The sequence below is a fragment of the Paracoccus sp. DMF genome (assembly GCF_004407025.1).
Classification (GTDB): Bacteria; Pseudomonadota; Alphaproteobacteria; order Rhodobacterales; family Rhodobacteraceae; genus Paracoccus; species Paracoccus aminovorans_B.
The window spans coordinates 1-23,048 of the sequence record NZ_SOKV02000044.1 but is presented as its reverse complement, the minus strand read 5'-3'; the positions used below and the strand labels follow the sequence as shown (position 1 = coordinate 23,048).

Sequence of the window (23,048 nt, the reverse complement as noted above, 5' to 3'; positions counted from 1 at the left end):
GGGGAGCGCCTGACGCGCCCCATCGAGGGGCGCATCAGGCGCGGGGGGCAGAGCCCCCCTGCCCCGGCCAAGCCGCGACGCCGAAGCGGTGTACGCACGGTGTACAGCCGGTGTACGCGCGCTGCACCACCGGCACAGCCCGAAACCCCAGCTTTTCCCGACTTTCCGGCCCATCGACCCCAGCACCGTTGCGCAGGCCCGGCTTGCAACGCGCGCACTTTCCATCGCCCGCCATCGCGGCTAGACAGGGCGCCGACCTCTTAGGACGCGACACATGGCCCGGCATCTCATCACCTCGGCGATCCCCTATATCAACGGGATCAAGCACCTCGGCAATCTGATCGGCTCGCAGCTTCCGGCCGACCTCTATGCCCGCTACCTGCGCGCCCGCGACCATGAGGTGATGTTCATCTGCGCCACCGACGAACACGGCACACCGGCCGAGCTCGCGGCGAAAAAGGCCGGCAAGCCGGTGCCGGTCTATTGCGCGGAAATGCATGAAATCCAAGCAGAAATCGCCCGCAATTTCGGCCTGTCCTTCGACCATTTCGGCCGCTCCTCCAGCGAACGCAACCACGTCCTGACCCAGCATTTCGCCGGCAAGCTGGACGAGAACGGCTGGATCTCCGAGGTCGAGGAAAAGCAGGTCTATTCCATCGACGACGGCCGCTTCCTGCCCGACCGCTATATCGAGGGCACCTGCCCGAACTGCGGCTATGACAAGGCCCGTGGCGACCAGTGCGAGAACTGCACCAAGCAGCTCGACCCGACCGACCTGATCGAGCCGCGCAGCGCCATCAGCGGTAGCACCAACCTGGAAATCCGCGCCACCAAGCACCTGTATCTGCGGCAGCGCGCGCTGAAAGACCAGATTTCCCAATGGCTTGACAGCAAGACCGACTGGCCGATCCTGACCACCTCGATCGCGCGGAAATGGCTGAACGACGGCGACGGGCTGCAGGACCGCGGCATCACCCGCGACCTCGACTGGGGCATCCCGGTAAAGAAGGGCGACAAACCCTGGCCGGGGATGGAGGGCAAGGTCTTCTACGTGTGGTTCGACGCGCCCATCGAATATATCGCCGCCACCGCCGAGGGCGCCGATGCGCGGGGCGAGCCCGACAGCGCCTGGCGCCGCTGGTGGCGCCTCGACGAGGGCGCCGAGGACGTGACCTATACCCAGTTCATGGGCAAGGACAACGTGCCCTTCCACACGCTCAGCTTCCCGGCCACGATCATCGGCTCGGGCGAGCCCTGGAAGTTGGTCGATTACATCAAGTCCTTCAATTACCTGACTTATGACGGCGGCCAGTTCTCGACCAGCCAGGGCCGCGGCGTGTTCATGGACCAGGCGCTGTCGATCCTGCCCGCCGATTACTGGCGCTGGTGGCTCTTGTCGCACGCACCCGAATCCGGCGACAGCGAGTTCACTTGGGACAATTTCCAGCAATCGGTGAACAAGGACCTGGCGGACGTGCTGGGCAATTTCGTCAGCCGCATCACCAAGTTCTGCCGCAGCAAATTCGGCGAGACCATCCCCGAGGGCGGCAGCTACGGCCCCGAGGAAGCGGCGCTGATCGAGGCGCTGACCACCCGCATCCGGGCCTATGAAGGCTTCATGGACCATACCGAGATCCGCAAATCCGCCGCCGAGCTGCGCGCGATCTGGGTGCTCGGCAACGAATACCTGCAATCCGCCGCGCCCTGGTCCAGCTTCAAGACCGACCCGGACAAGGCCGCGATGCAGGTCCGCCTGGGCTTGAACCTGATCCGGCTCTATGCTGTGCTCTCGGCCCCCTTCATCCCCTTCGCCGCCGACGCGATGCTGGCCGCGATGCAGACCCGGGACCGCAGCTGGCCCGGCGATGTCGCCGCCGCGCTGCAGGCGCTGCCCGCGGGCCATGCCTTCACCGTGCCGGAGGTGCTTTTCGCCAAGATCAGCGATGAGAGCCGCGACGAATGGCAAGACCGCTTCAAGGGAATCCGCGACTGATTAATGTGTTGGGCCTGGAACCGCAGGAGAATGCATGACCCGTTGCATTCTCAGCGGCGCCCTCGCCAGGCTGGCAAAGCTGCGGACAAATCGCTATATTGTGCGGAGATTTGGAGCGGGCGAAGGGAATCGAACCCTCGTCATCTGGTTGGGAACCAGAAGCTTTGCCATTAAGCTACGCCCGCGTGCCGTCTCATTTACCTTGATCGCGAGGCAAGTGCAATCCCAACCAAGCGGATTCTCGGCCGGCGCGGTTGGAGCAATCGCGCTTCGCCGGCAGGGCCGGAATGCCTCGGGAACCGGGTCTGGGCCTCGGGCGAAGGGGCCGGACGGCTTGCGGAAATCGGACAGCGATTGTCGCCGCGATCTGGCGGCCGAGACGACGAGCTCGGGGTCTGAACCAGTACAAACAATGCCGCGTTCTGGCGCTATCTGGACGCCGCGCGACGTGGGCAGGCGCCGCCGACCACCGATGGGCGGCACTGTCGCCTGATCTGGGAATTATCAGCCTAGCGCCAGAAGCTGAGATACTCGATCAGCCCGGCGAATTCCTTGCCCAGGAACAGCGGCAGGTTCCAGTGCAGCACCAGTGCGTCGGCGGCAAAAAGCACCAGCACCAGCACCAGCAGGACGATAGCGATCTGATTGGTCATGGCTTCCTTTCCATGGCGCGTCCGTGACCCGGCCGCCGGCCCGCGGCACTGCCCGCTTTCAGGCCAGCGCCGCCTGTCAGGCAAGCCGTTAGCAGCGACGGGCCTCCCGTGGCAAGATCAGGTCGCAGGCGGCTCGTCCTCTTCGGGCTCGGGCGAGATCAGGAACAGGTCGCCCGCCGCCTCCATCCGGCGGATGGTCGCGACGACCTCGTCCATCGCCGCCTCGGCGTCCCGGATCGAGATCTTGCCAAGCGCCTCCATCTCCTCGCGCATCGACTCGGCGAGCCGGCTGGAGATGCCGCCCAGGATGAAATCGACCGTCTCGCGCGCGTCGCCCCTGGCGCCGGCCAGCGCCTTGAGCAGCACGGCATTGTCCACCTCGCGCGTGAGGCGGGGAATGTCGCGCGGATCGACGCGATGCGGCACATGCGCCCAGGTGAAGATGGTCTTGCGCACCTCGCCGGCAAAGCCCGCGTCGTCGTCGTCGAGCCCGGCCAGCACGCTGTCGCGCATGGTCGAGGGCGAGAAGTTCAGGATCGCCCCGACCTTTTCGCCGGCCTTGCCCTGCAGCGGCGGCTGCGGCACCGCGTCGGCGGCCTGGATCAGCGCCTTGCCGATCCGTTGCAGCGCCGCCGCCTCGATACCGCCGGTCAGCGACATGGCATAGGCTATCTGGCGCGCCAGCTGCGGGTCGAGCAACCCGAACACCTCGGCCGCGCGCGGCACCGGCAGCTTGGAAAACATCACCGCCGCGATCTCGACCGCCTCGGTCCGGGCCAGTTCGGCCAGCAGCGCCGGCGCCATCACCGCGATGCGGTCCCAGGGGTCGCCGTCGCCGTTCAGCGCCGCCATGCGCCGCAGCCGGTCGGTGGTGTCGGGCGAGAGATGACCGTCGAGCAGGTCCAGCGTGCCGTCGATGTCGCCCGGGAAGGACAGGCCGACCGATTCCAGCCGGTCGCAGAATTCCGCCACGATGGCATTGCGCGTATCGCGGTCGATGATGCCCATCAGCGCCATTTCCTGCGCCAGGTCGGTCTGCAGCCCCGGCGGCAGCCGGGCCAGGTCGATGTCATCGCCTTCGGCAAGCAACAGCCGAACGATCACCGCCGCCTTCTGGCGCGCGGTCAGTTGCAACCCGCCGATAGCCGGAACGCCCATGTTTGCCCCCGATTCATCTGTCGTCGGGGGCAATCTGGCACAGATATGCGAACGCGCGGTTAATGCGCGGGCTTTTCGCCGAAGACCCGCGAAAAGATCGTGTCGACATGCTTGGTGTGATAGCCGAGGTCGAACTTCTCCTCGATCTCGGCCGGCGTCAGCGCCGCCGTCACCTCGGCATCGGCCAGCAGTTCGGTCTTGAAATCGGCGCCCTGTTCCCAGACCTTCATGGCGTTGCGCTGGACCAGGCGATAGGCATCCTCGCGCGAGACGCCGGCCTGGGTCAGTGCCAGCAGCACGCGCTGCGACATGACCAGGCCCTTGAACTTGTTCATGTTCTTCAACATGTTCTCGGGATAGACCACCAGCTTTTCGATGACGCCGGCCAGGCGGTTCAGCGCGAAGTCCAGCGTGATCGTCGCATCGGGCGCGATGCCGCGCTCGACCGAGGAATGGCTGATGTCGCGTTCATGCCACAGCGCCACGTTCTCCATCGCCGGGATCACCGCCATGCGCACCAGGCGGGCGAGGCCGGTCAGGTTCTCGGTCAGCACCGGGTTGCGCTTGTGCGGCATGGCCGACGAACCCTTCTGGCCGGGGCTGAAGAATTCTTCGGCCTCAAGCACTTCGGTGCGCTGCATGTGGCGGATCTCGATGGCGATATTCTCCATCGAGCTGGCGATCACGCCCAGCGTGGCGAAGAACATGGCGTGGCGGTCGCGCGGGATGACCTGCGTGCTGATCGGCTCGGGACGCAGGCCCAGTTTCGCGCAGACATGCTCCTCGACCGCCGGGTCGATATTGGCAAAGGTGCCGACCGCGCCCGAGATCGCGCCGGTTGCGACTTCCTCGCGCGCGCGCTCCAGCCGGGCCTTGCCGCGCGCCATCTCGGCATAGAAGCGGGCGAAGGTCAGGCCCATGGTGGTGGGCTCGGCGTGGATGCCGTGGCTGCGGCCGATGCGCACCGTATCCTTGTGCTCATAGGCGCGTTTCTTCAGCGCCGCCAAGACCTTGTCCATGTCGGCCAGCAGGATGTCGGCGGCGCGCACCAGTTGCACGTTCAGCGTGGTGTCGAGCACGTCCGAGCTGGTCATGCCCTGGTGGACGAAGCGCGCCTCATCGCTGCCGATATGCTCGGCCAGGTGGGTCAGGAAGGCGATGACGTCATGCTTGGTCACGGCCTCGATCTCGTCGATGCGGGCGACGTCGAATTCCACGTCCCTGGCGCGCCAGACGGCCTCGGCGTTCTCGCGCGGGATCACGCCCAGGTCGGCCTGGGCGTCGCAGGCATGCGCCTCGATCTCGTACCAGATCTTGAAGCGGGTCTCGGGCGACCAGATGGCGACCATTTCGGGGCGGGAATAGCGCGGGATCATCGGAAACTCCTGGTGTTTGCCGGGGTTCTAGTGGCTCGGGGGGCCGGCCGCAACTGCGGGGCCATCGCGGGATCGCGCCGCGCGGGGCGGTTTCGGCGCAGTTTGGTCGCAAACATCGCGCAGCCCATTTGCATTTCCCCCGCAAGCCGGGCTATTTGCAGCGCGAAACTTCATCAGCGGCGGAGGAACCCCCATGGCTGTCAAGGTGGCGATCAACGGCTTTGGTCGTATCGGTCGGAACGTGCTGCGCGCGATCATCGAATCGGGGCGCAATGATATCGAGGTCGTGGCGATCAACGACCTGGGCCCGGTCGAGACCAACGCGCATCTGCTGCGCTACGACTCGGTCCATGGCCGTTTTCCCGCCAAGGTGACGGTCTCGGGCGATTCGATCGACGTCGGCCGCGGCCCGATCAAGGTCACCGCGATCCGCAACCCGGCCGAACTGCCCTGGGGTGATGTCGACGTCATCATGGAATGCACCGGCATCTTCACCTCGAAGGAAAAGGTGCAGCCGCATCTGTCGACCGGCGCCAAGCGCGTGCTGATCTCGGCCCCGGGCGAGAATGCCGACAAGACCATCGTCTTCGGCGTCAACGACGACACGCTGACCAAGGACGACCTGGTGGTCTCGAACGCCAGCTGCACCACCAACTGCCTGTCGCCGGTCGCCAAGGTGCTGAACGACAGCATCGGCATCGCCAAGGGCTTCATGACCACGATCCACAGCTATACCGGCGACCAGCCGACGCTGGACACCATGCACAAGGACCTGTATCGCGCCCGCGCCGCCGCGCTGTCGATGATCCCGACCTCGACCGGCGCCGCCAAGGCCGTGGGCCTGGTGCTGCCGGAACTGAAGGGCCGCCTCGACGGCGTCGCGATCCGCGTGCCGACCCCGAACGTCTCGGTCGTGGACCTGGTGTTCGAGGCCAAGCGCGACACTTCGGTGCAGGAAATCAACGACGCCATCCGCGCCGCCGCCGACGGCCCGCTGAAGGGCATCCTGGGCTATACCGACGAGCCGCTGGTGTCCTCGGACTTCAACCACGACAGCCATTCCTCGGTCTTCCACATGGACCAGACCAAGGTGATGGAGGGCAAGCTGGTCCGCATCCTCAGCTGGTACGACAACGAATGGGGTTTCTCGAACCGCATGTCGGATACCGCCGTGGCGATGGGCAAGCTGATCTGAGATCCGCGCCCGCGACATGCAGACGCGCCCCGTCCGGGGCGCGTTTTGCATTCCGGGCCCCGCGTCGATCAATCCTTGCGCGACAGCCGCTTGACATTGGCCTTGGTGCGGCGGCGATAGGGCCGCAGCGCCGCGGCCATGACCTTGTCGGCACGCTCGCCGCGCCCGGCGGCGCGCAGCGCGGCATGCATGGCCTCGGACGCCGCATTGGCCTTTTCGATGACCATGCGCTGCGGTTCCTCGGCATCCTGGCGCACCAGGCCCATCATCCCGGCGGTGCGCCACGCGATCACCATCTGCGATTCCCAGGCCATGCGCGCCATCTGCTGCCAAAGCAGAAGCGGCACCTGCATGCTGGTCTGGTTCATCAATCCGAACATATTCGAATCCCTTCGAGAAGAGCGGTTGAAATAAAATTGCTCTCTGGCTGGGCGATTGCCAAGTGCTTCTTTGGTCCCGCCCATTGCCCTATGGCCTTGCAGCCACGCCCGGTATACAGGGACGGCATGAACAAATCGCTTACGCTTCGACGCCCCGACGACTGGCACCTGCACCTGCGCGACGGTGACATGCTGCAGGCAGTGGCTTCATATTCCGGCCATTTCGGCCGGGCGATCATCATGCCGAACCTGGTGCCGCCGGTGGTGACCGGGGCGCAGGCCGCGGCGTATCGCGACCGGATCCGGGCCGCGCTGGGATCCAAGGTGACGTTGCGTCCGCTGATGACGCTCTATCTGACCGAGGCGACCGATCCCGCCGACGTGGTCGCCGCGCATCGCGATGGAATCATCGCGGCAGTGAAGCTCTATCCGGCCGGGGCGACGACCAACTCGGCCTCGGGCGTGCGCGATTTCGACAAGGTGCGCGGCGTGCTGGACGCCATGGCCGAGGCCGGCATCCCGCTGTGCTTCCATGGCGAGGTGACCGATCCCGCCGTCGACATCTTCGACCGCGAGGCGGTGTTCATCGACCGCGTGCTGGACCCGATCCGCCGCAAGACGCCCGGACTGCGCGTGGTGATGGAGCATATCACCACCGCGGACGGCGTGGATTATGTCAGCGCGAACGAGAATATCGGCGCGACCATCACCACCCATCACCTGGTCATCAACCGCAACCATATCCTGGTCGGCGGCATCCGCCCGCATTACTACTGCCTGCCGGTCGCCAAGCGCGAGACGCATCGCCTGGCGCTGCGCCGCGCGGCAACCTCGGGCGATACGCGCTTCTTTCTCGGCACCGACTCGGCGCCGCATCCGGACCGGGCCAAGGAATCGGCCTGCGGCTGCGCCGGCTGCTTCACCGCGCCGAACACCATGTCGATCCTGGCCCAGGTCTTCGAGGAAGACGGCGCGCTCGACCGGCTCGAGGGTTTCACCGCGCTCAACGGCGCCGCCTTCTACGGCCTGCCCGCGAACGAGGACCGCATCCGGCTGGTCCGGCGCGACACGCCCGCGCCCTATCCGACCCATATCCGCGCCGGCGACGAGACCGTCACCGTCTTCGACCCCGGCTTCCCGCTCTACTGGCACGTCGAGGATCCCGCATGACCCTGCCCTTCCCCCCGCGCGAGGAGATCGCCCGCCTGACCGCCCGCATGCTGCTGGAAATCAAGGCGGTGCATTTCAACGCGGCCGAGCCCTATACCTATGCCTCAGGGCTGAAGGGGCCGACCTATATCGACTGCCGCAAGCTGATCAGCTTCCCGCGCATCCGCTCGACGCTGATGGACTTCATGGCGGCGACCGTGCTGCGCGACGCGGGCTTCGACGCCTTCGACAATATCGCCGGCGGCGAGACGGCGGGCATCCCCTTCGCGGCACTGGTCGCGGAACGGCTGGAACTGCCGATGACCTATGTGCGCAAGAAGCCCAAGGGCTACGGCCGCAATGCCCGCATCGAGGGCGCGATGACCGAAGGCCAGCGCGTGCTGCTGGTCGAGGACTTGACCACAGACGGCGGCTCGAAGCTGAGCTTCGTCGACGCGATCCGCGAGACCGGCGCGACCTGCGGCCATACCGCGGTGATCTTCTATTACGACATCTTCCCCGAGACCACGCAGCGCCTGGCCGACCATGGCGTTCAGCTGCACCACCTTTGCACCTGGTGGGACGTGCTGGCCGAGGCCAAGGCGCAAGGGTTCTACGATGCCGAAACCCTGGCCGAGGTCGAACGCTTCCTGACCGACCCGCGCGCCTGGCAGGCCGCGCAGCCCTGATTGTCCCACGGCGGCGGGATCGGGCCGCCGCAAGCCCGCATGGGTATTTGAAAAACAGAGAAGCCGACCGCGGCGGCGCAGGCCCTCTCTGTTTTGCAAATACCCATGCCAAGCGCGCAACCGCGCAAAGGCGGCAATCTGCCCACAGCTTATCCACAGCATATCCCGATGGACGCGCTCGCCGGTTCGAGGGATAAGAGCCCCACCCATCCGAACCGCCGGAGGCTTCAGGGATGAGCGAGTTGCGCGCGCTTGAAATCAGGAAACCCAGCGAGATCGCCGAGGCCGCGGCCGCGCAGGCGGTGCCGTTTTCCATCGAGGCCGAGCAGCAGTTGCTGGGCGCGCTCTTGACCAACAACGAGGTCTACGACCACGTCTCGCGCATCATCCAGCCCAAGCATTTCTACGATCCGGTGCATCGCCGCATCTATGAGATCAGCGCCGAGCGCATCGCCCGGAACGCGCTCGCAAGCCCGGTCACCATCAAGGCCTTCATGGAGAACGACGCCGGGCTGAAGGAGCTGGGCGGCCCGGCCTATCTGGCCCGTCTGGCGGGGGCCGCGATCTCGTCCCATGCCGCGCGCGACTATGCGCAGATGATCCGCGAATTCGCCCTGCGGCGCGAGCTGATCAACCTGGGCCAGGACATTTCCGCCCGCGCGGCCACCGTCTCGGTCAGCGATTCCGCCGAGGAGCAGATCAAGGAAGCCGAGCAGGTGCTCTACAAGCTCGGCGAGCAGGGCGTGGCCGAGCGCGGCTTCCAGAGCTTCCTCGCCGCCGTCACCGGGGCGCTGAACGCCGCCAATGCCGCGTTCAGCCGCGGGGGCGGATTGTCCGGGGTCTCGACCGGGCTGGTCGATCTGGACGGCAAGATGGGCGGCCTGAACCGCTCGGACCTGATCATCCTGGCCGGGCGGCCCTCGATGGGCAAGACCTCGCTGGCCACGAACATCGCCTTCAACGTCGCCAAGGCGCACAAGACGGGCGAGCTGCCCGACGGCAGCCATGGCACGGTGGCGGGCGGCGTCGTCGGCTTCTTCAGCCTCGAGATGTCGGCCGAGCAGCTGGCCGCGCGGATCCTCTCCGAAGCGGCCGAGGTGCCGAGCGAATCGATCCGCCGCGGCGACATGTCCGAGGAGGAGTTCCGCCGCTTCGTGAAGGCGGCGCATGACCTGCAGAACTGCCCGCTGTTCATCGACGACACCCCGGCCCTGCCGATCAACCAGCTCGCCGCCCGCGCCCGCAAGCTGAAGCGCACCATGGGGCTTGACGTGCTGATCGTCGACTACCTGCAGCTCTTGCGCGCCGCCAGCGCCAAGGACAGCCGGGTGAACGAGGTCTCCGAGATCACCCAGGGCCTCAAGGCCATCGCCAAGGAGCTGGACATCCCCGTCATCGCCTTGTCGCAGCTGTCCCGCCAGGTCGAAAGCCGCGAGGACAAGCGGCCGCAGCTGTCCGACCTGCGCGAATCCGGCAGCATCGAGCAGGACGCCGATATCGTCATGTTCGTCTTCCGTGAGGAATACTACCGCGAGCGCGAAAAGCCTGCCGACCATGATCTCGACAAGATGGCGAACTGGCAGCAGATCATGGAATCCTGCCATGGCAAGGCCGAGGTCATCATCGGCAAGCAGCGCCACGGTCCCATCGGCACGGTCGAGCTGTCCTTCGAGGGCCGCTTCACCCGCTTCGGCAACCTTGAAAAGCACCGCAGCTGGGATCGGTCCGAATGAACCTGCCCGTGCCGCTGGTCACGGTCGGCCTGCTGATCGCGTCGAACCTGTTCATGACCATCGCCTGGTATGGGCATCTGAAGTTCAAGGGGACGCCGCTGCTGGTGGTGATCCTGGTCAGCTGGGGCATCGCCTTTTTCGAATACCTGCTGCAGGTGCCGGCGAACCGCTTCGGCTACGGCCATTTCAGCGCCGCCCAGCTGAAGACCATCCAGGAGGTCGTCAGCCTGTCGATCTTCGTGCTGTTCTCATGGCTGTGGCTGGGCGAGAAGCTGACCTGGAACATCGCGCTCGGCTTCGGCTTCATCTGCTTCGGCGCCTTCCTGATCTTCCATCGCTTCGGACCCGTCGCGCCTTGACGCCGCGGGCGGTTGCCTTTGCCCGCGCAACGGGCAATCTAGCGCCATGACCACCCTGCCCCCACCTGCCGCGCGCCGGCCGCATCTGATCACGCTGGTGTCGATCTCGGCCACGGGCGCGCTGTCGATGAACATCTTCCTGCCCTCGCTGCCGGCGATGGCGCGGGATTTCGGGGTCGAATACGGCTTCATGCAGCTGTCGGTCTCGGCCTTCCTGGCGGTCAGCGCGGTGTTGCAACTGCTCTGCGGGCCGATCAGCGACCGTTTCGGGCGCCGGCCGGTGGTGCTGGGGTCCTTCGCCATCTTCCTGCTGGCGACGCTGGGCACGCTTCTGGCCCGCGATCCGGGCTGGTTCATGGCCTTCCGGCTGGTGCAGGCAGTGGTGACCACCGGCTTCGTCGTCAGCCGGGCGGTGGTGCGCGACATCGTGCCCGCCGACCAGGCCGCCAGCATGATCGGCTATGTCACCATGGGCATGTCGCTGGTGCCGATGATCGCGCCGACCCTGGGCGGGGTGCTGGACGAGACGCTGGGCTGGCGCGCCAGCTTCGTGGCCATGGGCGTGGCCGGCATCGCGGTCATGGCGCTGTGCAGTTGGGATCTGACCGAGACCGCGCGCGGCGGCGGCGTGCCGCTGCGCCAGCAGGTCGCGACCTATCCGGTGCTGGCGCGCTCGCAGCGCTTCTGGGGCTATGCGCTGGCCGCGACGCTCAGCGCCGGGTCGTTCTATGCCTATCTGGGCGGCGCGCCCTTCGTCGGCCAGGTCGTGCTGCACCTTTCGCCAGCCGAGGTCGGCTATTGGTTCGCCGGTCCCTCGATCGGCTATGCGCTGGGGAATTTCGTCTCGGCGCGCTATTCGACGCGCATCGGCATGAACCGGATGATCCTGGCCGGGGCGGTGATCTGCTCGGCCTTCCTGATCGCGGCGCTGATGGTGGACCTGGCGGGCGGGCTGACGCCGCTGGTCTTCTTCGGCGCGGTCGGCTTCATGGGACTGGGCAACGGCATGCTGCTGCCCAATGCCAATGCCGGCATGATGAGCGTGCGCCCCGAACTGGCCGGCACCGCCAGCGGCCTGGGCGGCGCGATGGCGGTGGCGGGCGGCGCCGGGCTGGCGGCGCTGGCCGGTGCGCTGCTGCATGACGATACCGGCGCGGCGCCGCTTCTGGTCATCATGGCGGTCTCGGCCGTCGCCTCGATCGCCTTCATCCTTTGGGCGATGATCCGCGAGCGGCGGGTGATCCAGGGGCGCTGATCCCCCTTGCCGGCCAGCCTTTGCAAAGCGTATTCCTGTCTTTGCAAAGAGGACGCCCATGGCCACCCAAAAGATCTATGCCGGCGTGGCGCTGCGGGAAACCCGCGCCCGCGCCGGCCTGACGCAACGCGCCTTCGCCGACCGGCTGGGCGTCTCGCTGCCCTATCTGTCGCAGATGGAGAACAACCACCGCCCGGTCTCGGCCGGGGTGCTGCTGCGGCTGGCATCGGAATTCGCGGTCGACCTGGGCGCGATGGCGGTGGGCGACGCCGACCGCATGGTGATGGACATGGCCGAGGCGCTGGCCGATCCGCTGTTCGACAGCGCGCCGCCCCGCGCCGACCTGCGCCTGGCCGCGACCAATGCCCCGGCGCTGGCCCGCGCCTTCCTGGACCTCTACCGCGCGCATCGCGAGGGGCAGGAGCGGCTGGCGGCGATGGACGAGGCGCTAGGGGCCGGCGCCCAGAACGCCACCCCCTCGCCCTGGGAGGAGGTGCGCGACTTCTTCCATTATTGCGACAATTACATCGACGCGGTGGATCGCGCGGCCGAGCAGTTCGCCCGCACGCGCCCCAACATGCGGCCGCTGGAGCGCGCCATCGCGGGCCTGGCCGAGCGTGGCATCGAGGTGACCCAGGCGGAACTGGGCAGCGGCGCGGTCTATCTGCGCGAGGGCAAGCGCGTCACCCTGAACGCGGCGGCCGAGCCGGCGACCCAGGCCTTCCAGCTTCTGCACCTGCTGGCCCTGGAGAGCCGCGGCGACCTGCTGGAAGCGACGCTGGAACTGGCGCGCTTCCGCAGCGGCTCGGCCCGCGACATCGCCCGGCTGGGGCTGGCGAACTATTTCGCCGGCGCGGCGATGATGCCCTATGCCCGCTTCATGGAGGCCGCCCGGACCGAGCGCCACGACCTCGAGCGGCTGGCGCATCTGTTCCACGCCTCGCTCGAGCAGATAGCGCATCGGCTCTCGACCCTGCAGCGCGGCGGCGATCGGGGCGTGCCGTTCTTCTTCGTCCGCGTGGATCAGGCAGGCACCATCACCAAGCGCCACTCGGCGACGCGGATGCAATTCGCCCGTTTCGGCGGCGCCTGCCCGCTGTGGAACGTGCACCAGGCCTTTGAAACCCCCGGCCGCTTCCTGCGCCAGCTGGCCGAGACGCCGGACGGCAAGCGCTACCTGCTGCTGGCGCGCGACGTGTCGAAACCGGCCGGGGCCTTTGGCGCGCCGGTGCGGCGCTTTGCCATCGGCCTGGGCTGCGAGGTCAGCCACGCCCGCGATCTGGTCTATGCCGACGGGCTGGACGTCGGCAATCCGCAGCTGTTCGAGCCCATCGGCGTGTCGTGCCGGATCTGCCCGCGCCCGGCCTGCCATCAGCGCTCGGTGCCGCCGATGGACCGCCATATCCGCATTCCGCCGGACCGCCCCGGGCCGTTGCCCTACGAAATCGCCTGAGGGCGCCACGAACGCAACCGGCGCGCGCCGGTTCCGTTCGATCCGGGCCGGTGCGACAGAATCGCCACGCCGGAACCAGCAGTTCCGCGCCGCTTGGACGCATCTGCCTATTTTACAGGCAGCCCCGAAGGCCCCTCGGCAAAAGGTCTTAGTTCTGCACTGGCCCGCACGGCGCATCGGTAGAATTGCCTATATCCCGCAGGCTTGCGGCGCGATGCTCGAATTTCAACCTGGGATTGATATTTGCGTCCGAACGCCGCACCGGCGAATATCCACCAGCCGCTTGCGAGGGATCGGCATCAATCCGCCCAAGTCTTGCGCAGATATTCCTGCGATGTTGCGCTTTGAGCACAGCTCGGATTTATCCGTGCCAGCGCCCACAGACCCGCCCCGCCGGCCGGTCCGGCGAAAACAACATGGACCCGGGACATTGCGCATTACCCATAGCCTGAATTCGGTGCTTGAGCGCTGGTTGCCAGAACAGCGACTCTTCCTGAAGTCGGACAAGACCACCCGCTTCCTGCGGCTGCGTCCGGCGACGCAACTGGTGGCCTTGGGCGGCATCGCGCTGGTCTTCGGCTGGAGCATCATCGCCAGTTCGATCCTGGTCATCGACGCGATCAGCGCCGGGTCGTCGCGCGATCAGGCCCGTCGTTCGCAAACCGCCTTCGAGGCGCGGCTGACCGACCTTTCGGCCGAGCGCGACAGCCGCGCCGCCGAGGCCGCCGCCGCGCAGAACCGCTTCACGGTGGCGCTGGACCAAGTGTCGCGCATGCAGTCGCAGCTGCTCGACTCGGAAGCGCGCCGGCGCGAGCTGGAAACCGGCATGGGCGCCGTGCAGTCCAGCCTGCAACAGGCCGTCAAGGCCCAGCACCAGGCCCAGGCCGAGGCCGATCAGGCCAGCGCGACCGCGCCGGCGGTGCGCACCGCCGAATTGCAGGCGGCGCTGGACATCCTTTCGGGCGAGTTGAAGCGCGCCGCCGCGGACCGCGCCGATGCCGTGCGCGAGGCCGAGGACGCCCGCCGCACGGCCGAGGCCGTCTCCATCGAGCGCGACCAGATCGTCGCCCGCAACGACCAGATCCTGACCCAGCTCGAGGATGCGGTGACCGTTTCGGTCAAGCCGCTGGACGAGATGTTCCGCAGCGTCGGCATGAACCCCGACGAGATCCTCGACACCGTGCGCCGCGGCTATTCCGGCCAGGGCGGTCCGCTGAACCCGATCGGCTATTCCTCCAGCGGCAATGCCGAGATCAGCCAGGGCGAGGCCAAGGCCAACGAGATCCTGATCACGCTGGACCAGATGAACAGCTATCGCATCGCGGTCGAGAAGATGCCGCTGGCCATGCCGCTGCAATCGGCCTTCCGCTATACCTCGCCCTATGGCCGCCGCTGGGGCCGCGCGCATGAGGGCATCGACATGGCCGCGCCGGTCGGCACGCCGATCTTTTCGACCGGAGACGGGGTGGTGGTCTTTGCCGGCTGGCAGCGCGGCTATGGCAACCTGGTCAAGATCCAGCACGCGCTCGGCACCGAGACCCGCTATGGCCATATGTCCAAGATTCGCGTGAAGGTCGGCCAAAAGGTGTCGCGCGGCAGCCGGATCGGTGATATGGGCAATACCGGCAGATCGACCGGCTCGCATCTTCACTACGAGGTCCGCGTGAACGGTCGTGCCGTGGATCCCATGAGCTTCATCAAGGCAGCCCAGAATGTTTTCTAAGACCCGAGTGACCGAACCTGGCCCCCGCACCCAGCCGACGCCCGAACCCGAACAGCAGCCGCGCAGCCTTGAGACGACCTACGACATTCCCGCCTCGGCCCCGCAGCGCACCCGGACCGCGCCTTCGGTCCTGTCCCCGGACCTGACCGTCACCGGCAATATCCAGACCCAGGGCGACATCCAGGTCGAGGGCACGGTCGAGGGCGATATCCGCGCCCATCAGCTGGTCGTCGGCGAAAGCGCCACCATCCGCGGCGAGATCGTCGCCGAGGAGGTCGTGGTGAACGGCCGTGTCGTCGGCCGCGTGCGCGGGCTGAAGGTCCGCCTGACCGCCACCGCCCGCGTCGAGGGCGACATCATCCACAAGACCATCGCCATCGAATCCGGCGCGCATTTCGAGGGCTCGGTGCAGCGCCAGGAAGATCCGCTGGCCAATGGCGTGACGCCGAAACTGGCGCCGCCCGCCGCGCGCCCGGCCGCCGCCGCAAGCGCCAGCGACAACTGATCGCGCCACCCGCGCGAAAGACGGTTCCAGGGGCGGCCAGTGGGCCGCCTCTTGCCGTTTCAGGCGCCCTGTTTCAGGTGTCGGGCATCAGCCGGCGATACATGTGCCAGCTGGCATGGCCCAGCACCGGCAGCACCACGAAAAGCCCCAGGAACATCGGCAGGAAGCCCAGGAACAGCAGCCCGGTGATGACCGCCGCCCAGGCCAGCATGACCGGCAGGTTCAACGTCACGGCCTGGAAGCTGGCGATGATGGCCGAAACCAGGTCGACCTCGCGGTCGAGGATCAGCGGCAGCCCGACCACGGTGATGCCGAACAGCACCGCCGCAAAGCCGGCGCCGATCAGCGTGCCGACCAGCAGCATGACCAGCCCGCGGCCCTGCAGCAGCAGCTCGGGCGAGGAGGTGATGTTGGTCAGCGCCGAGACGCCCATGAACAGCGCGAAGGTGGTATGGGCGACGAAAACCCAGAACATGAACATGAGCAGGATCACCATCGCCATCGACGGCACTTGGCGGTCCTTCTGCGCCAGCACGACGGACAGCACCTCGCGCCATAGCAGCGGCTGGTCGGATTCGATGCGCCGGCTGACCTCGTAAAGCCCGACGGCGGCGAAGGGCGCGATCAGCGGAAAGCCGACGATGAAGGGCATCAGCCACCATTCCTGGCCCGAGGCCAGGGCCACCGCGGTCAGCACCAGCCCGCCCGCGACATAGAAGGCCGCGAAGAGCAGGCCGAAGGCCGGGGCGGTGCGGAAATCCCGCCAGCCCGCGGCCAGCACGGCGGGGATGGCGTCGAAGCTGACCACGGCGGGCAGCGGAATCTCGTCCGGGCCGGGGTCCGGCAGCGGGTCGGGCAGCGGATCCCGGCCGGGCTCGGGGATCGGCATGGGAATGGGCTTGGGATCCGAATCGGTCACGACCATCAGCGCCTCCGTCTTTCGGCGAAGGTTAGCAGGGAAGCGTTAAAGAAAAAGCCTCAGCGTGCGAAACGCCGCATCAGCGCGGCATTGACCGGCGGCGTCACGAATTTCGACACGTCGCCGCCCAGCCGGGCGATTTCCTTGACCAGCTTCGAGGCGATGGCCTGGCGCCGGGCGTCGGCCATCAGGAACACGGTCTCGATGCTGGCGTCCAGCGCCCGGTTCATGCCGACCATCTGGAATTCGTATTCGAAATCGGCGACCGCGCGCAGCCCGCGCACGATCACCGTGGCGCCGACGTCGCGGGCGCAGTCGATCAGCAGGTTCTCGAACGGATGCACCTGGATCTCGCCGCCGGTCTTGCGCGCGATGGCGTCGCATTCGCTGCGCACCATGCCGACCCGCTCTTCCAGATCGAACAGCGGTCCCTTGTCTCGGTTGATGGCGACGCCGATCACCAGCCGGTCGACCAGCGCCATGGCGCGTTCGATGATGTCCAGATGGCCAAGCGTGATGGGATCGAAGGTTCCTGGGTAAAGGCCGATGCGCATGATGGTCCTGTCCTTGCCGATCACACGCAGTCAAACAGGGTTTTTTCGGCGGGTGCAACAGCACCGTGCGTTGCGCAGGGCAAGAGCCGCGGCCCGCGACGCAAAAACCCCAGCAAAGGCTGGGGTTTTCGCTGTGATCTGCGTGCACCGCGCGTGCACCGCGCGTACACAGGGTATGCACCGAGGCGGCGGCCTTCGGGGCCTGGCGCGCGCGGGCGCGGGCTCAGTTGCCCATGATCATGCCGGTCAGCGCCTCTTTCTCGGCATGGAGTTCCTTCAGCCGGGCCGAGACGGCATCGCCGATCGAGACGATGCCCAGCATCTCGCCCGCCTCGTTCACCACCGGCAGGTGGCGGAACCGGCCTTGGGTCATGCGGTCGAGGATCACCAGCGCATCGTCGCCGGTGGTGCAGGTCATCAGCTTGCGGGTCATCACCTCGCTGATCGGCTGGTCCAGCACCTGGGCGCCGCGCCGGCCCAGTTCGCGCACGATGTCGCGTTCCGAAAGGATGCCCAGCGGCACCTTGCCATCCTCGGACACCACGATCGCACCGATGCGCCGCTCGGACAGCAGCCGCGCGGCGTCGGCCACGCTGGCGTCCGGGGCGACGGTATAGATTTCGCCGCTGGCTTTCATCGACAGGATCTGGTTGACGAGCATGCATATTCCTCCTCAGCTCGGGACGGCGACGACCGTCCCTGGCGCCCAGCGTTGCCGCAACCCGCGCTTGCGTCAAGCCCGCTCTTGCACGCCTGCACCCTCAGGCCGAGACCAGCGCCTGAAGCCGCGCCACCTCGGCCCGGATGCCCTGCGCCAGGGCATCCGCCAGCCGGTTCATGCGCTGCGAGCGGCGGTCGTCCTGGTGCCGGATCAGCCAGAAGCCGCGGGTCAGCGCGATCTGGTCGGCCAGCACCCGCCGCACCCCGGGGCAGAAGGGAATCGCGAAATCATGCACGATGCCCAGACCCGCCCCGACCCGGATCGCCTGCATCTGCACCGAGACCGAGTTCGAGGTCAGCTGCGCCCAATCGGCGCCGGTCTCGGTCAGGTAATCGAGCTCTCGGTCGAAGATCATGTCAGCGATATAGCCGATCATGCGGTGGCCGCGCAGATCCTCGCGCGCGCGGATCGGCGGATGGGCGCGCAGGTAATCCTCGTGCCCGGCCAGGTGCAGGTGATAGTCGGTCAGCCGCTGCACCACCAGCCGGCCGGCCTGCGGCTGCGAGACGGCGATGGCCATGTCGGCCTCGCGCTTGGACAGGTTGAAGACCCGCGGCAGGGCGACGATCTGGATCTCCAGCCCCGGATGCGCCCGGGCCATCTCGGCGCAGACCTGCGGCAGCAGGTAATTCGCGCAGCCGTCCGGGGCGCCGATGCGCAATTGCCCGGAAAGATCGCCCGGGCCGGTCAGCGCCTCTTCCGCGCCCGTCAGTGCCATCTCCATCGCCTCGGCATGCGGCAGCAGGCGCTCGCCCTCGGCAGCCAAGGCATAGCCCTGCGGCGTCTTGACGAAGAGCTTCGCGCCCAGCCCCTGCTCGAGCCGCGCCACGCGCCGGCCCACGGTCGAGGCGTCGATGCCCAGCCGCCGGCCCGCCGCCGACAGGCTGTCCGCGCGCGCCACCGCCAGGAAGATGCGCAGGTCGTCCCAGTCCATCGCCGATCCCTTTGCAAAAATGCAAAACCCTTTTGCCAGACTTCCTCTTTTTCCGGCAATGCTGCAAGTCTATGATCCGTCCGAAGATGTGAAACCCTCGGGAGGCACCCATGGAAGACCTTCACCACTGGATCGACGGCAAAGAGGTCAAGGGCACCTCGGGCCGGTTCAGCGATGTCTATAATCCGGCGACCGGCGAGGTGATCGCCCGCGTGCCGCTGGCGACGCCGGCCGAGCTTGACGCCGCGATCCAGAGCGCCGCGCGCGCCCAGGTCGGCTGGGCCGCCACCAACCCGCAGCGCCGCGCCCGGGTGATGATGAAATTCGGCCAGCTCATCAACGACAACATGGACAAGCTCGCCGAGCTGGTCTCGCGCGAGCACGGTAAGACCCTGCCCGACGCGCGCGGCGACGTGCAGCGCGGCCTCGAGGTGATCGAGGTCTGCATGGGCGCCCCCGCCATGCTGAAGGGCGAGTTCACCGACAACGGCGGCCCGGGCATCGACCTTTACGCCATGCGCCAGCCGCTGGGCGTGGTCGCGGCCATCACGCCCTTCAACTTCCCGGCCATGATCCCGCTGTGGAAGATGGGCCCGGCGCTGGTTTCCGGCAACGCCATGATCCTGAAGCCGTCCGAGCGCGTGCCCTCGACCTCGATCATGCTGGCGAAGCTGGCGCAAGAGGCCGGGCTGCCCGACGGCGTGCTGCAGGTCGTGAACGGCGACAAGGAAATCGTGGACGCGATCCTGGACCATGAGGTGATCCAGGGCGTGGGCTTCGTCGGCTCGACCCCGATCGCGCAATACATCTATGGCCGCGCGGCGACCAATGGCAAGCGTGCGCAATGCTTCGGCGGTGCCAAGAACCACATGATCATCATGCCCGATGCCGACCTGGACAAGGCGGCCGATGCGCTGATCGGCGCCGGCTTCGGCGCGGCGGGCGAACGCTGCATGGCGATCTCGGTCGCGGTGCCGGTGGGCGAGGCGACCGCCGACGCGCTGATCGAGCGGCTGGTGCCGAAGATCGAGAAGCTGAAGGTCGGTCCCTATACCGCCGGCGAGGACGTGGACTTCGGCCCGGTCATCACCAAGGCCTCGCAGGAGCGCATCAACCGGCTGATCGCCTCGGGCGTGGACCAGGGCGCCGACCTGGTCGTGGACGGCCGCGACCTGAAGATCCAGGGCTATGAGAACGGCTTCTTCTGCGGCCCGTCGCTGTTCGACCGGGTGACGCCCGAGATGGAGATCTACAAGGAAGAGATCTTCGGCCCGGTGCTGAGCCAGGTGCGCACGCAGAGCTATGACGAGGCGCTGAAGCTGGTCATGGACAACGACTATGGCAACGGCACGGCGATCTATACCGCCGACGGAGACACGGCGCGCGACTTCGCCAGCCGGGTGAACGTCGGCATGGTCGGGATCAACTTCCCGATCCCGGTGCCGCTGAGCTATTACAGCTTCGGCGGCTGGAAGAAGTCGGCCTTCGGCGACCTGAACCAGTATGGCCCGGACGCCTTCCGCTTCTATACCAAGACCAAGACCGTGACGGCGCGCTGGTTCTCGGGGATCAAGGACGGCGTGGCGCTGAACTTCAAGGCCATGGACTGAACGGAAGAAACGGGGGGCGCTGCCCCCCGCACCCCCCGGGGTATTTTCGCAACAAAGAAGGCCTATCGGTCCGTCGAGCGCAGCAGGTAATAGCTGCCGCCGCCGATCAGCACGCCGAAGAACCAGCCGTAGGTGCCCCACCAGGAGGGCAGCAGGCTGGTGAAGGTCGGCAGGATCGAGCTGAACACCATGCCGATGCCGAAGGCGATGAACGCCTTGACGTGCCAGCCGTTCTGGAAGCGGAACTCGCCATGCTCCTGATACAGTGCCGCGACATCCACCACGCCTTTGCGGATCAGGTAGTAGTCCACCATCATGATCCCGAAGATCGGCCCCATGGTCGAGCCGATGAAGTTCACGAAATGCGTGGCATTGGTTTCCCAGGGCGCCCAAGGGTAGAGCACCAGCGCGATCAGCGCCGCGATGAAGCCGCCGCGCTTGAAGCTGATGTGTTTCGGGATGGTGTTCGAGAAATCGAAGGCGGCCGAGACGAAATTCGCCACCACGTTGATCCCCAGCGTCGCGATGGCGAAGGTCGCCGCGGCAAGCACCGCCAGGAAAACGCTGTCGAACTTGGCGCTGATCTGGTCGGGATGCAGCAGCACCTCGCCATAGACATGCCAGGCGGCCGTGGTGGTGACGCCGGCGACCAGGCAGAAGGCCAGCAGGTTCACCGGCAGGCCCCAGGCATTGCCCAGCCGCAGCGCGCGCTCGTCCCTGGCATAGCGCGAGAAGTCGCAGAAGTTCAGGTAGAGCGCGGCGAAATAGGTGATCCAGGTCGCCGCCACCGCCGTCAGCGTGACGAAGCTGCCCGGCGTGCCCGGCACGCCCGCGTCCCGGGTCGCCTGCAGCAGCACGTCCTGCGGGATCTCGGCGCCGAAGCTGATCGTGCCCGACTTCACCACCAGATAGATCGCCAGCATCAGCATGGCGAGCCAGACCGCCGGCCCGGCCCAGTCCTGGAAGCGGCGCACCGTCTCCATGCCGTTCTGGATGATGAGCAGTTGCGCGCCCCAGACCGCGAGATAGCAGATCACCTCGAGCGTGGAATGGCCCAGCATGTGGCTGGTCTGGTGGAACTCCAGCATCGCCGGGCTGCGCAGCAGCAGCGCTACGATGGCGCCGGAGGCGGCCGAAGTCTGGGCGCCGTACCAGAAGCAGGCGACGACCGCCCGCACCAGTGCCGGGACGTTGGCGCCGAAGGTGCCGAAGCTCGCCCGCGCCAGCACCGGGAAGGGCACGCCCGTGCGCACCCCGGCCAGCCCGACCATCTGCATCAGCCCGTAGATCACCAGCGAGCCGAGGCCGATGGCCAGCACGAAATTCGTCAGGTTGCCGCAGAGCAGGAACAGGCTCGCGGCCAGGTAGTAGCCCCAGAGGCTATGGACGTCCGAGGTCCAGACGTTGAAGATGGAAAACGCGCCCCAGCGGCGCTCCCGCGCCGGGGCCAGATCCTCGTTGTAGAGATTGGGCGAAGGATTCGTGACTTGCATGATGTTCCCACTGTCCTTTGTCGCGCGGCAGGCCGCCGGCAGATGCTAGACCCAAAGCGCCGTTCTCAAACGGAAATTCGCGCGGGCGTCCGCATGACCAGGCAACTGGTGCAAAATTCGCGCAACATTTCGGCGCTAAGCCCCCGGAACGGCGCCTGAGGGAAGGGACATTATGGATTTCGGATTGACGGATGAGCAGGCGGCGATTTTCGGTTTGGCGCGGGATTTCGGCGCGGCCGAGATCGCGCCGCATGCCCGGGCCTGGGAAGAGGCCGGCACCATGCCGCGCGCGCTGTGGCGCCAGGCGGCCGAGCTGGGCCTCGGCGGGGTCTATGTCGGCGAGGACCAGGGCGGCACCGGGCTCTCGCGCCTCGACGCCACGCTGGTCTTCGAGGCGCTGGCCATGGCCTGCCCCTCGGTCGGCTCGTTCCTGTCGATCCACAACATGTGCGGCGGCATGATCGACAAGTTCGGCACCGCCGCGAACCGCGCCCGCTGGCTGCCGCGCCTGTGCAGCATGGAGACGGTGTTCTCCTATTGCCTGACCGAGCCGGGCTCGGGCTCGGACGCCGCGGCGCTGCGCACCCGCGCCGAGCGGGTGCCGGGCGGCTGGAAGCTGAACGGCACCAAGGCCTTCATCTCGGGCGGCGGCTATTCGGATTGCTACCTGGTCATGGTCCGCACCGGCGCGGCCGGGCCCAAGGGCATCTCGACCGTGGTGGTCGAGGCCGGCACGCCGGGCCTCAGCTTCGGCGCGCCCGAGCACAAGATGGGCTGGAAGGCGCAGCCGACCGCCCAGGTACAGTTCGACGATTGCGTCATCCCCGAGGAGAACCTGATCGGCGAGGAGGGCCGCGGCTTCGCCTATGCCATGGCGGGCTTGGACGGCGGGCGGCTGAACATCTCGGCCGGGGCCCTGGGCGGCGCACAGGCGGCGCTGGAGGCGACCCTGCGCTACATGGGCGAGCGGCGCGCCTTCGGCCAGACGCTCGACCAGTTCCAGGCGCTGCAATTCCGCCTGGCCGAGATGGAGACGGCGCTGCAATCCTCGCGCATCCTGCTGCGCCAGGCGGCCTGGAAGCTGGACCGGGCCGAGCCGGATGCCAGCAAGTTCTGCGCCATGGCCAAGCTGCATGTCACCGACCGCGCCTTCGAGGTGGCGAACCAGTGCCTGCAACTGCATGGCGGCTATGGCT

Annotated in this window: 21 protein-coding genes and 1 tRNA gene; 12 read left to right on the top strand and 10 right to left on the bottom strand. The window is 67.1% G+C overall.

From position 1 onward, the window contains the following. The first annotated feature begins 274 nt into the window (after nt 1-274). On the top strand, nt 275-1,993 hold the full coding sequence (gene metG / locus E3D03_RS16920; RefSeq protein ID WP_263567924.1) for a methionine--tRNA ligase: 1,719 nt from the start codon (nt 275-277) through the stop codon (nt 1,991-1,993). A 111-nt stretch (nt 1,994-2,104) separates the two neighbouring features. Here the strand turns inward: metG and E3D03_RS16915 are convergent. From E3D03_RS16915 to purB, 4 genes are all read right to left on the bottom strand, one after another. Next, nucleotides 2,105-2,178 (bottom strand) — tRNA-Gly (locus E3D03_RS16915). Nucleotides 2,179-2,502: 324 nt separating this feature from the next. After that, nucleotides 2,503-2,646 (bottom strand): hypothetical protein, encoded by a 144-nt coding sequence (locus E3D03_RS16910; protein ID WP_263567923.1) that lies wholly within the window; start codon nt 2,644-2,646, stop codon nt 2,503-2,505. Nucleotides 2,647-2,763: 117 nt separating this feature from the next. Continuing rightward, nucleotides 2,764-3,804 carry a flagellar motor switch protein FliG gene (locus tag E3D03_RS16905; RefSeq protein WP_263567922.1) on the bottom strand — a complete coding sequence of 347 codons (1,041 nt, stop codon included), beginning with the start codon at nt 3,802-3,804 and terminating at the stop codon, nt 2,764-2,766. Between the two features lie 59 nt (nt 3,805-3,863). Next, nucleotides 3,864-5,180, bottom strand: coding sequence for an adenylosuccinate lyase (gene purB / locus E3D03_RS16900; protein ID WP_263567921.1), 1,317 nt, complete (start codon nt 5,178-5,180; stop codon nt 3,864-3,866). Between the two features lie 193 nt (nt 5,181-5,373). Between purB and gap the strand changes: the two genes are divergently transcribed. Next, nucleotides 5,374-6,375 (top strand): type I glyceraldehyde-3-phosphate dehydrogenase, encoded by a 1,002-nt coding sequence (gene gap / locus E3D03_RS16895; protein WP_263567920.1) that lies wholly within the window; start codon nt 5,374-5,376, stop codon nt 6,373-6,375. Nucleotides 6,376-6,443: 68 nt separating this feature from the next. Here the strand turns inward: gap and E3D03_RS16890 are convergent, their stop codons facing one another. Beyond that, the gene (locus E3D03_RS16890) at nt 6,444-6,755 is read right to left on the bottom strand and encodes an antibiotic ABC transporter (protein WP_263567919.1); all 312 of its coding nucleotides are present in this window, start codon (nt 6,753-6,755) and stop codon (nt 6,444-6,446) included. Nucleotides 6,756-6,881: 126 nt separating this feature from the next. On the opposite strand from E3D03_RS16890, the gene pyrC reads away from it, so the two are divergent. From pyrC to E3D03_RS16850, 8 genes are all read left to right on the top strand, one after another. After that, complete coding sequence (gene pyrC, locus E3D03_RS16885; RefSeq protein WP_263567918.1) at nt 6,882-7,925, top strand: dihydroorotase; 1,044 nt, start codon at nt 6,882-6,884, stop codon at nt 7,923-7,925. Next, nucleotides 7,922-8,593: an orotate phosphoribosyltransferase gene (locus tag E3D03_RS16880; protein WP_263567917.1), complete on the top strand. Its 672-nt coding sequence runs from the start codon at nt 7,922-7,924 to the stop codon at nt 8,591-8,593. The genes pyrC and E3D03_RS16880 overlap by 4 nt, the downstream gene beginning before the upstream one ends. 233 nt (nt 8,594-8,826) lie before the next feature. Next, nucleotides 8,827-10,326: a replicative DNA helicase gene (locus E3D03_RS16875; protein WP_062560274.1), complete on the top strand. Its 1,500-nt coding sequence runs from the start codon at nt 8,827-8,829 to the stop codon at nt 10,324-10,326. Then, entirely contained in the window at nt 10,323-10,685 is a 363-nt protein-coding gene (locus E3D03_RS16870; protein ID WP_263567916.1) for a DMT family protein, read from the top strand. Before E3D03_RS16875 ends, E3D03_RS16870 begins: the two co-directional genes overlap by 4 nt. 46 nt (nt 10,686-10,731) lie before the next feature. Beyond that, the gene (locus E3D03_RS16865) at nt 10,732-11,940 is read left to right on the top strand and encodes a multidrug effflux MFS transporter (protein ID WP_263567915.1); all 1,209 of its coding nucleotides are present in this window, start codon (nt 10,732-10,734) and stop codon (nt 11,938-11,940) included. A 58-nt stretch (nt 11,941-11,998) separates the two neighbouring features. Then, nucleotides 11,999-13,393, top strand: a complete 1,395-nt coding sequence (locus E3D03_RS16860; RefSeq protein WP_062560271.1) for a short-chain fatty acyl-CoA regulator family protein — start codon at nt 11,999-12,001, stop codon at nt 13,391-13,393. A 430-nt stretch (nt 13,394-13,823) separates the two neighbouring features. Continuing rightward, on the top strand, nt 13,824-15,116 hold the full coding sequence (locus E3D03_RS16855) for a M23 family metallopeptidase (RefSeq protein WP_263567914.1): 1,293 nt from the start codon (nt 13,824-13,826) through the stop codon (nt 15,114-15,116). Then, complete coding sequence (locus E3D03_RS16850) at nt 15,106-15,621, top strand: polymer-forming cytoskeletal protein (RefSeq protein ID WP_062560269.1); 516 nt, start codon at nt 15,106-15,108, stop codon at nt 15,619-15,621. The genes E3D03_RS16855 and E3D03_RS16850 overlap by 11 nt, the downstream gene beginning before the upstream one ends. A gap of 73 nt (nt 15,622-15,694) precedes the next feature. Here E3D03_RS16850 and E3D03_RS16845 read toward each other — a convergent pair whose 3' ends face one another. From E3D03_RS16845 to E3D03_RS16830, 4 genes are all read right to left on the bottom strand, one after another. Beyond that, nucleotides 15,695-16,546: a DUF2189 domain-containing protein gene (locus tag E3D03_RS16845; RefSeq protein ID WP_263567913.1), complete on the bottom strand. Its 852-nt coding sequence runs from the start codon at nt 16,544-16,546 to the stop codon at nt 15,695-15,697. Between the two features lie 53 nt (nt 16,547-16,599). After that, nucleotides 16,600-17,094 (bottom strand): pantetheine-phosphate adenylyltransferase, encoded by a 495-nt coding sequence (gene coaD, locus E3D03_RS16840; RefSeq protein WP_263567912.1) that lies wholly within the window; start codon nt 17,092-17,094, stop codon nt 16,600-16,602. Between the two features lie 223 nt (nt 17,095-17,317). After that, the gene (locus E3D03_RS16835) at nt 17,318-17,755 is read right to left on the bottom strand and encodes a CBS domain-containing protein (RefSeq protein WP_062560268.1); all 438 of its coding nucleotides are present in this window, start codon (nt 17,753-17,755) and stop codon (nt 17,318-17,320) included. A gap of 100 nt (nt 17,756-17,855) precedes the next feature. Beyond that, nucleotides 17,856-18,749 carry a LysR family transcriptional regulator gene (locus E3D03_RS16830; protein WP_062560267.1) on the bottom strand — a complete coding sequence of 298 codons (894 nt, stop codon included), beginning with the start codon at nt 18,747-18,749 and terminating at the stop codon, nt 17,856-17,858. Between the two features lie 110 nt (nt 18,750-18,859). On the opposite strand from E3D03_RS16830, the gene E3D03_RS16825 reads away from it, so the two are divergent. Then, nucleotides 18,860-20,359 carry a CoA-acylating methylmalonate-semialdehyde dehydrogenase gene (locus E3D03_RS16825; RefSeq protein ID WP_263567911.1) on the top strand — a complete coding sequence of 500 codons (1,500 nt, stop codon included), beginning with the start codon at nt 18,860-18,862 and terminating at the stop codon, nt 20,357-20,359. A 62-nt stretch (nt 20,360-20,421) separates the two neighbouring features. Here the strand turns inward: E3D03_RS16825 and E3D03_RS16820 are convergent, their stop codons facing one another. Next, complete coding sequence (locus E3D03_RS16820; RefSeq protein ID WP_062560265.1) at nt 20,422-21,852, bottom strand: NCS1 family nucleobase:cation symporter-1; 1,431 nt, start codon at nt 21,850-21,852, stop codon at nt 20,422-20,424. A gap of 172 nt (nt 21,853-22,024) precedes the next feature. Here E3D03_RS16820 and E3D03_RS16815 point away from each other — a divergent pair. Beyond that, nucleotides 22,025-23,048 (top strand): acyl-CoA dehydrogenase family protein (locus E3D03_RS16815; protein ID WP_263567910.1); only part of this gene is annotated, 1,024 nt, incomplete at its 3' end.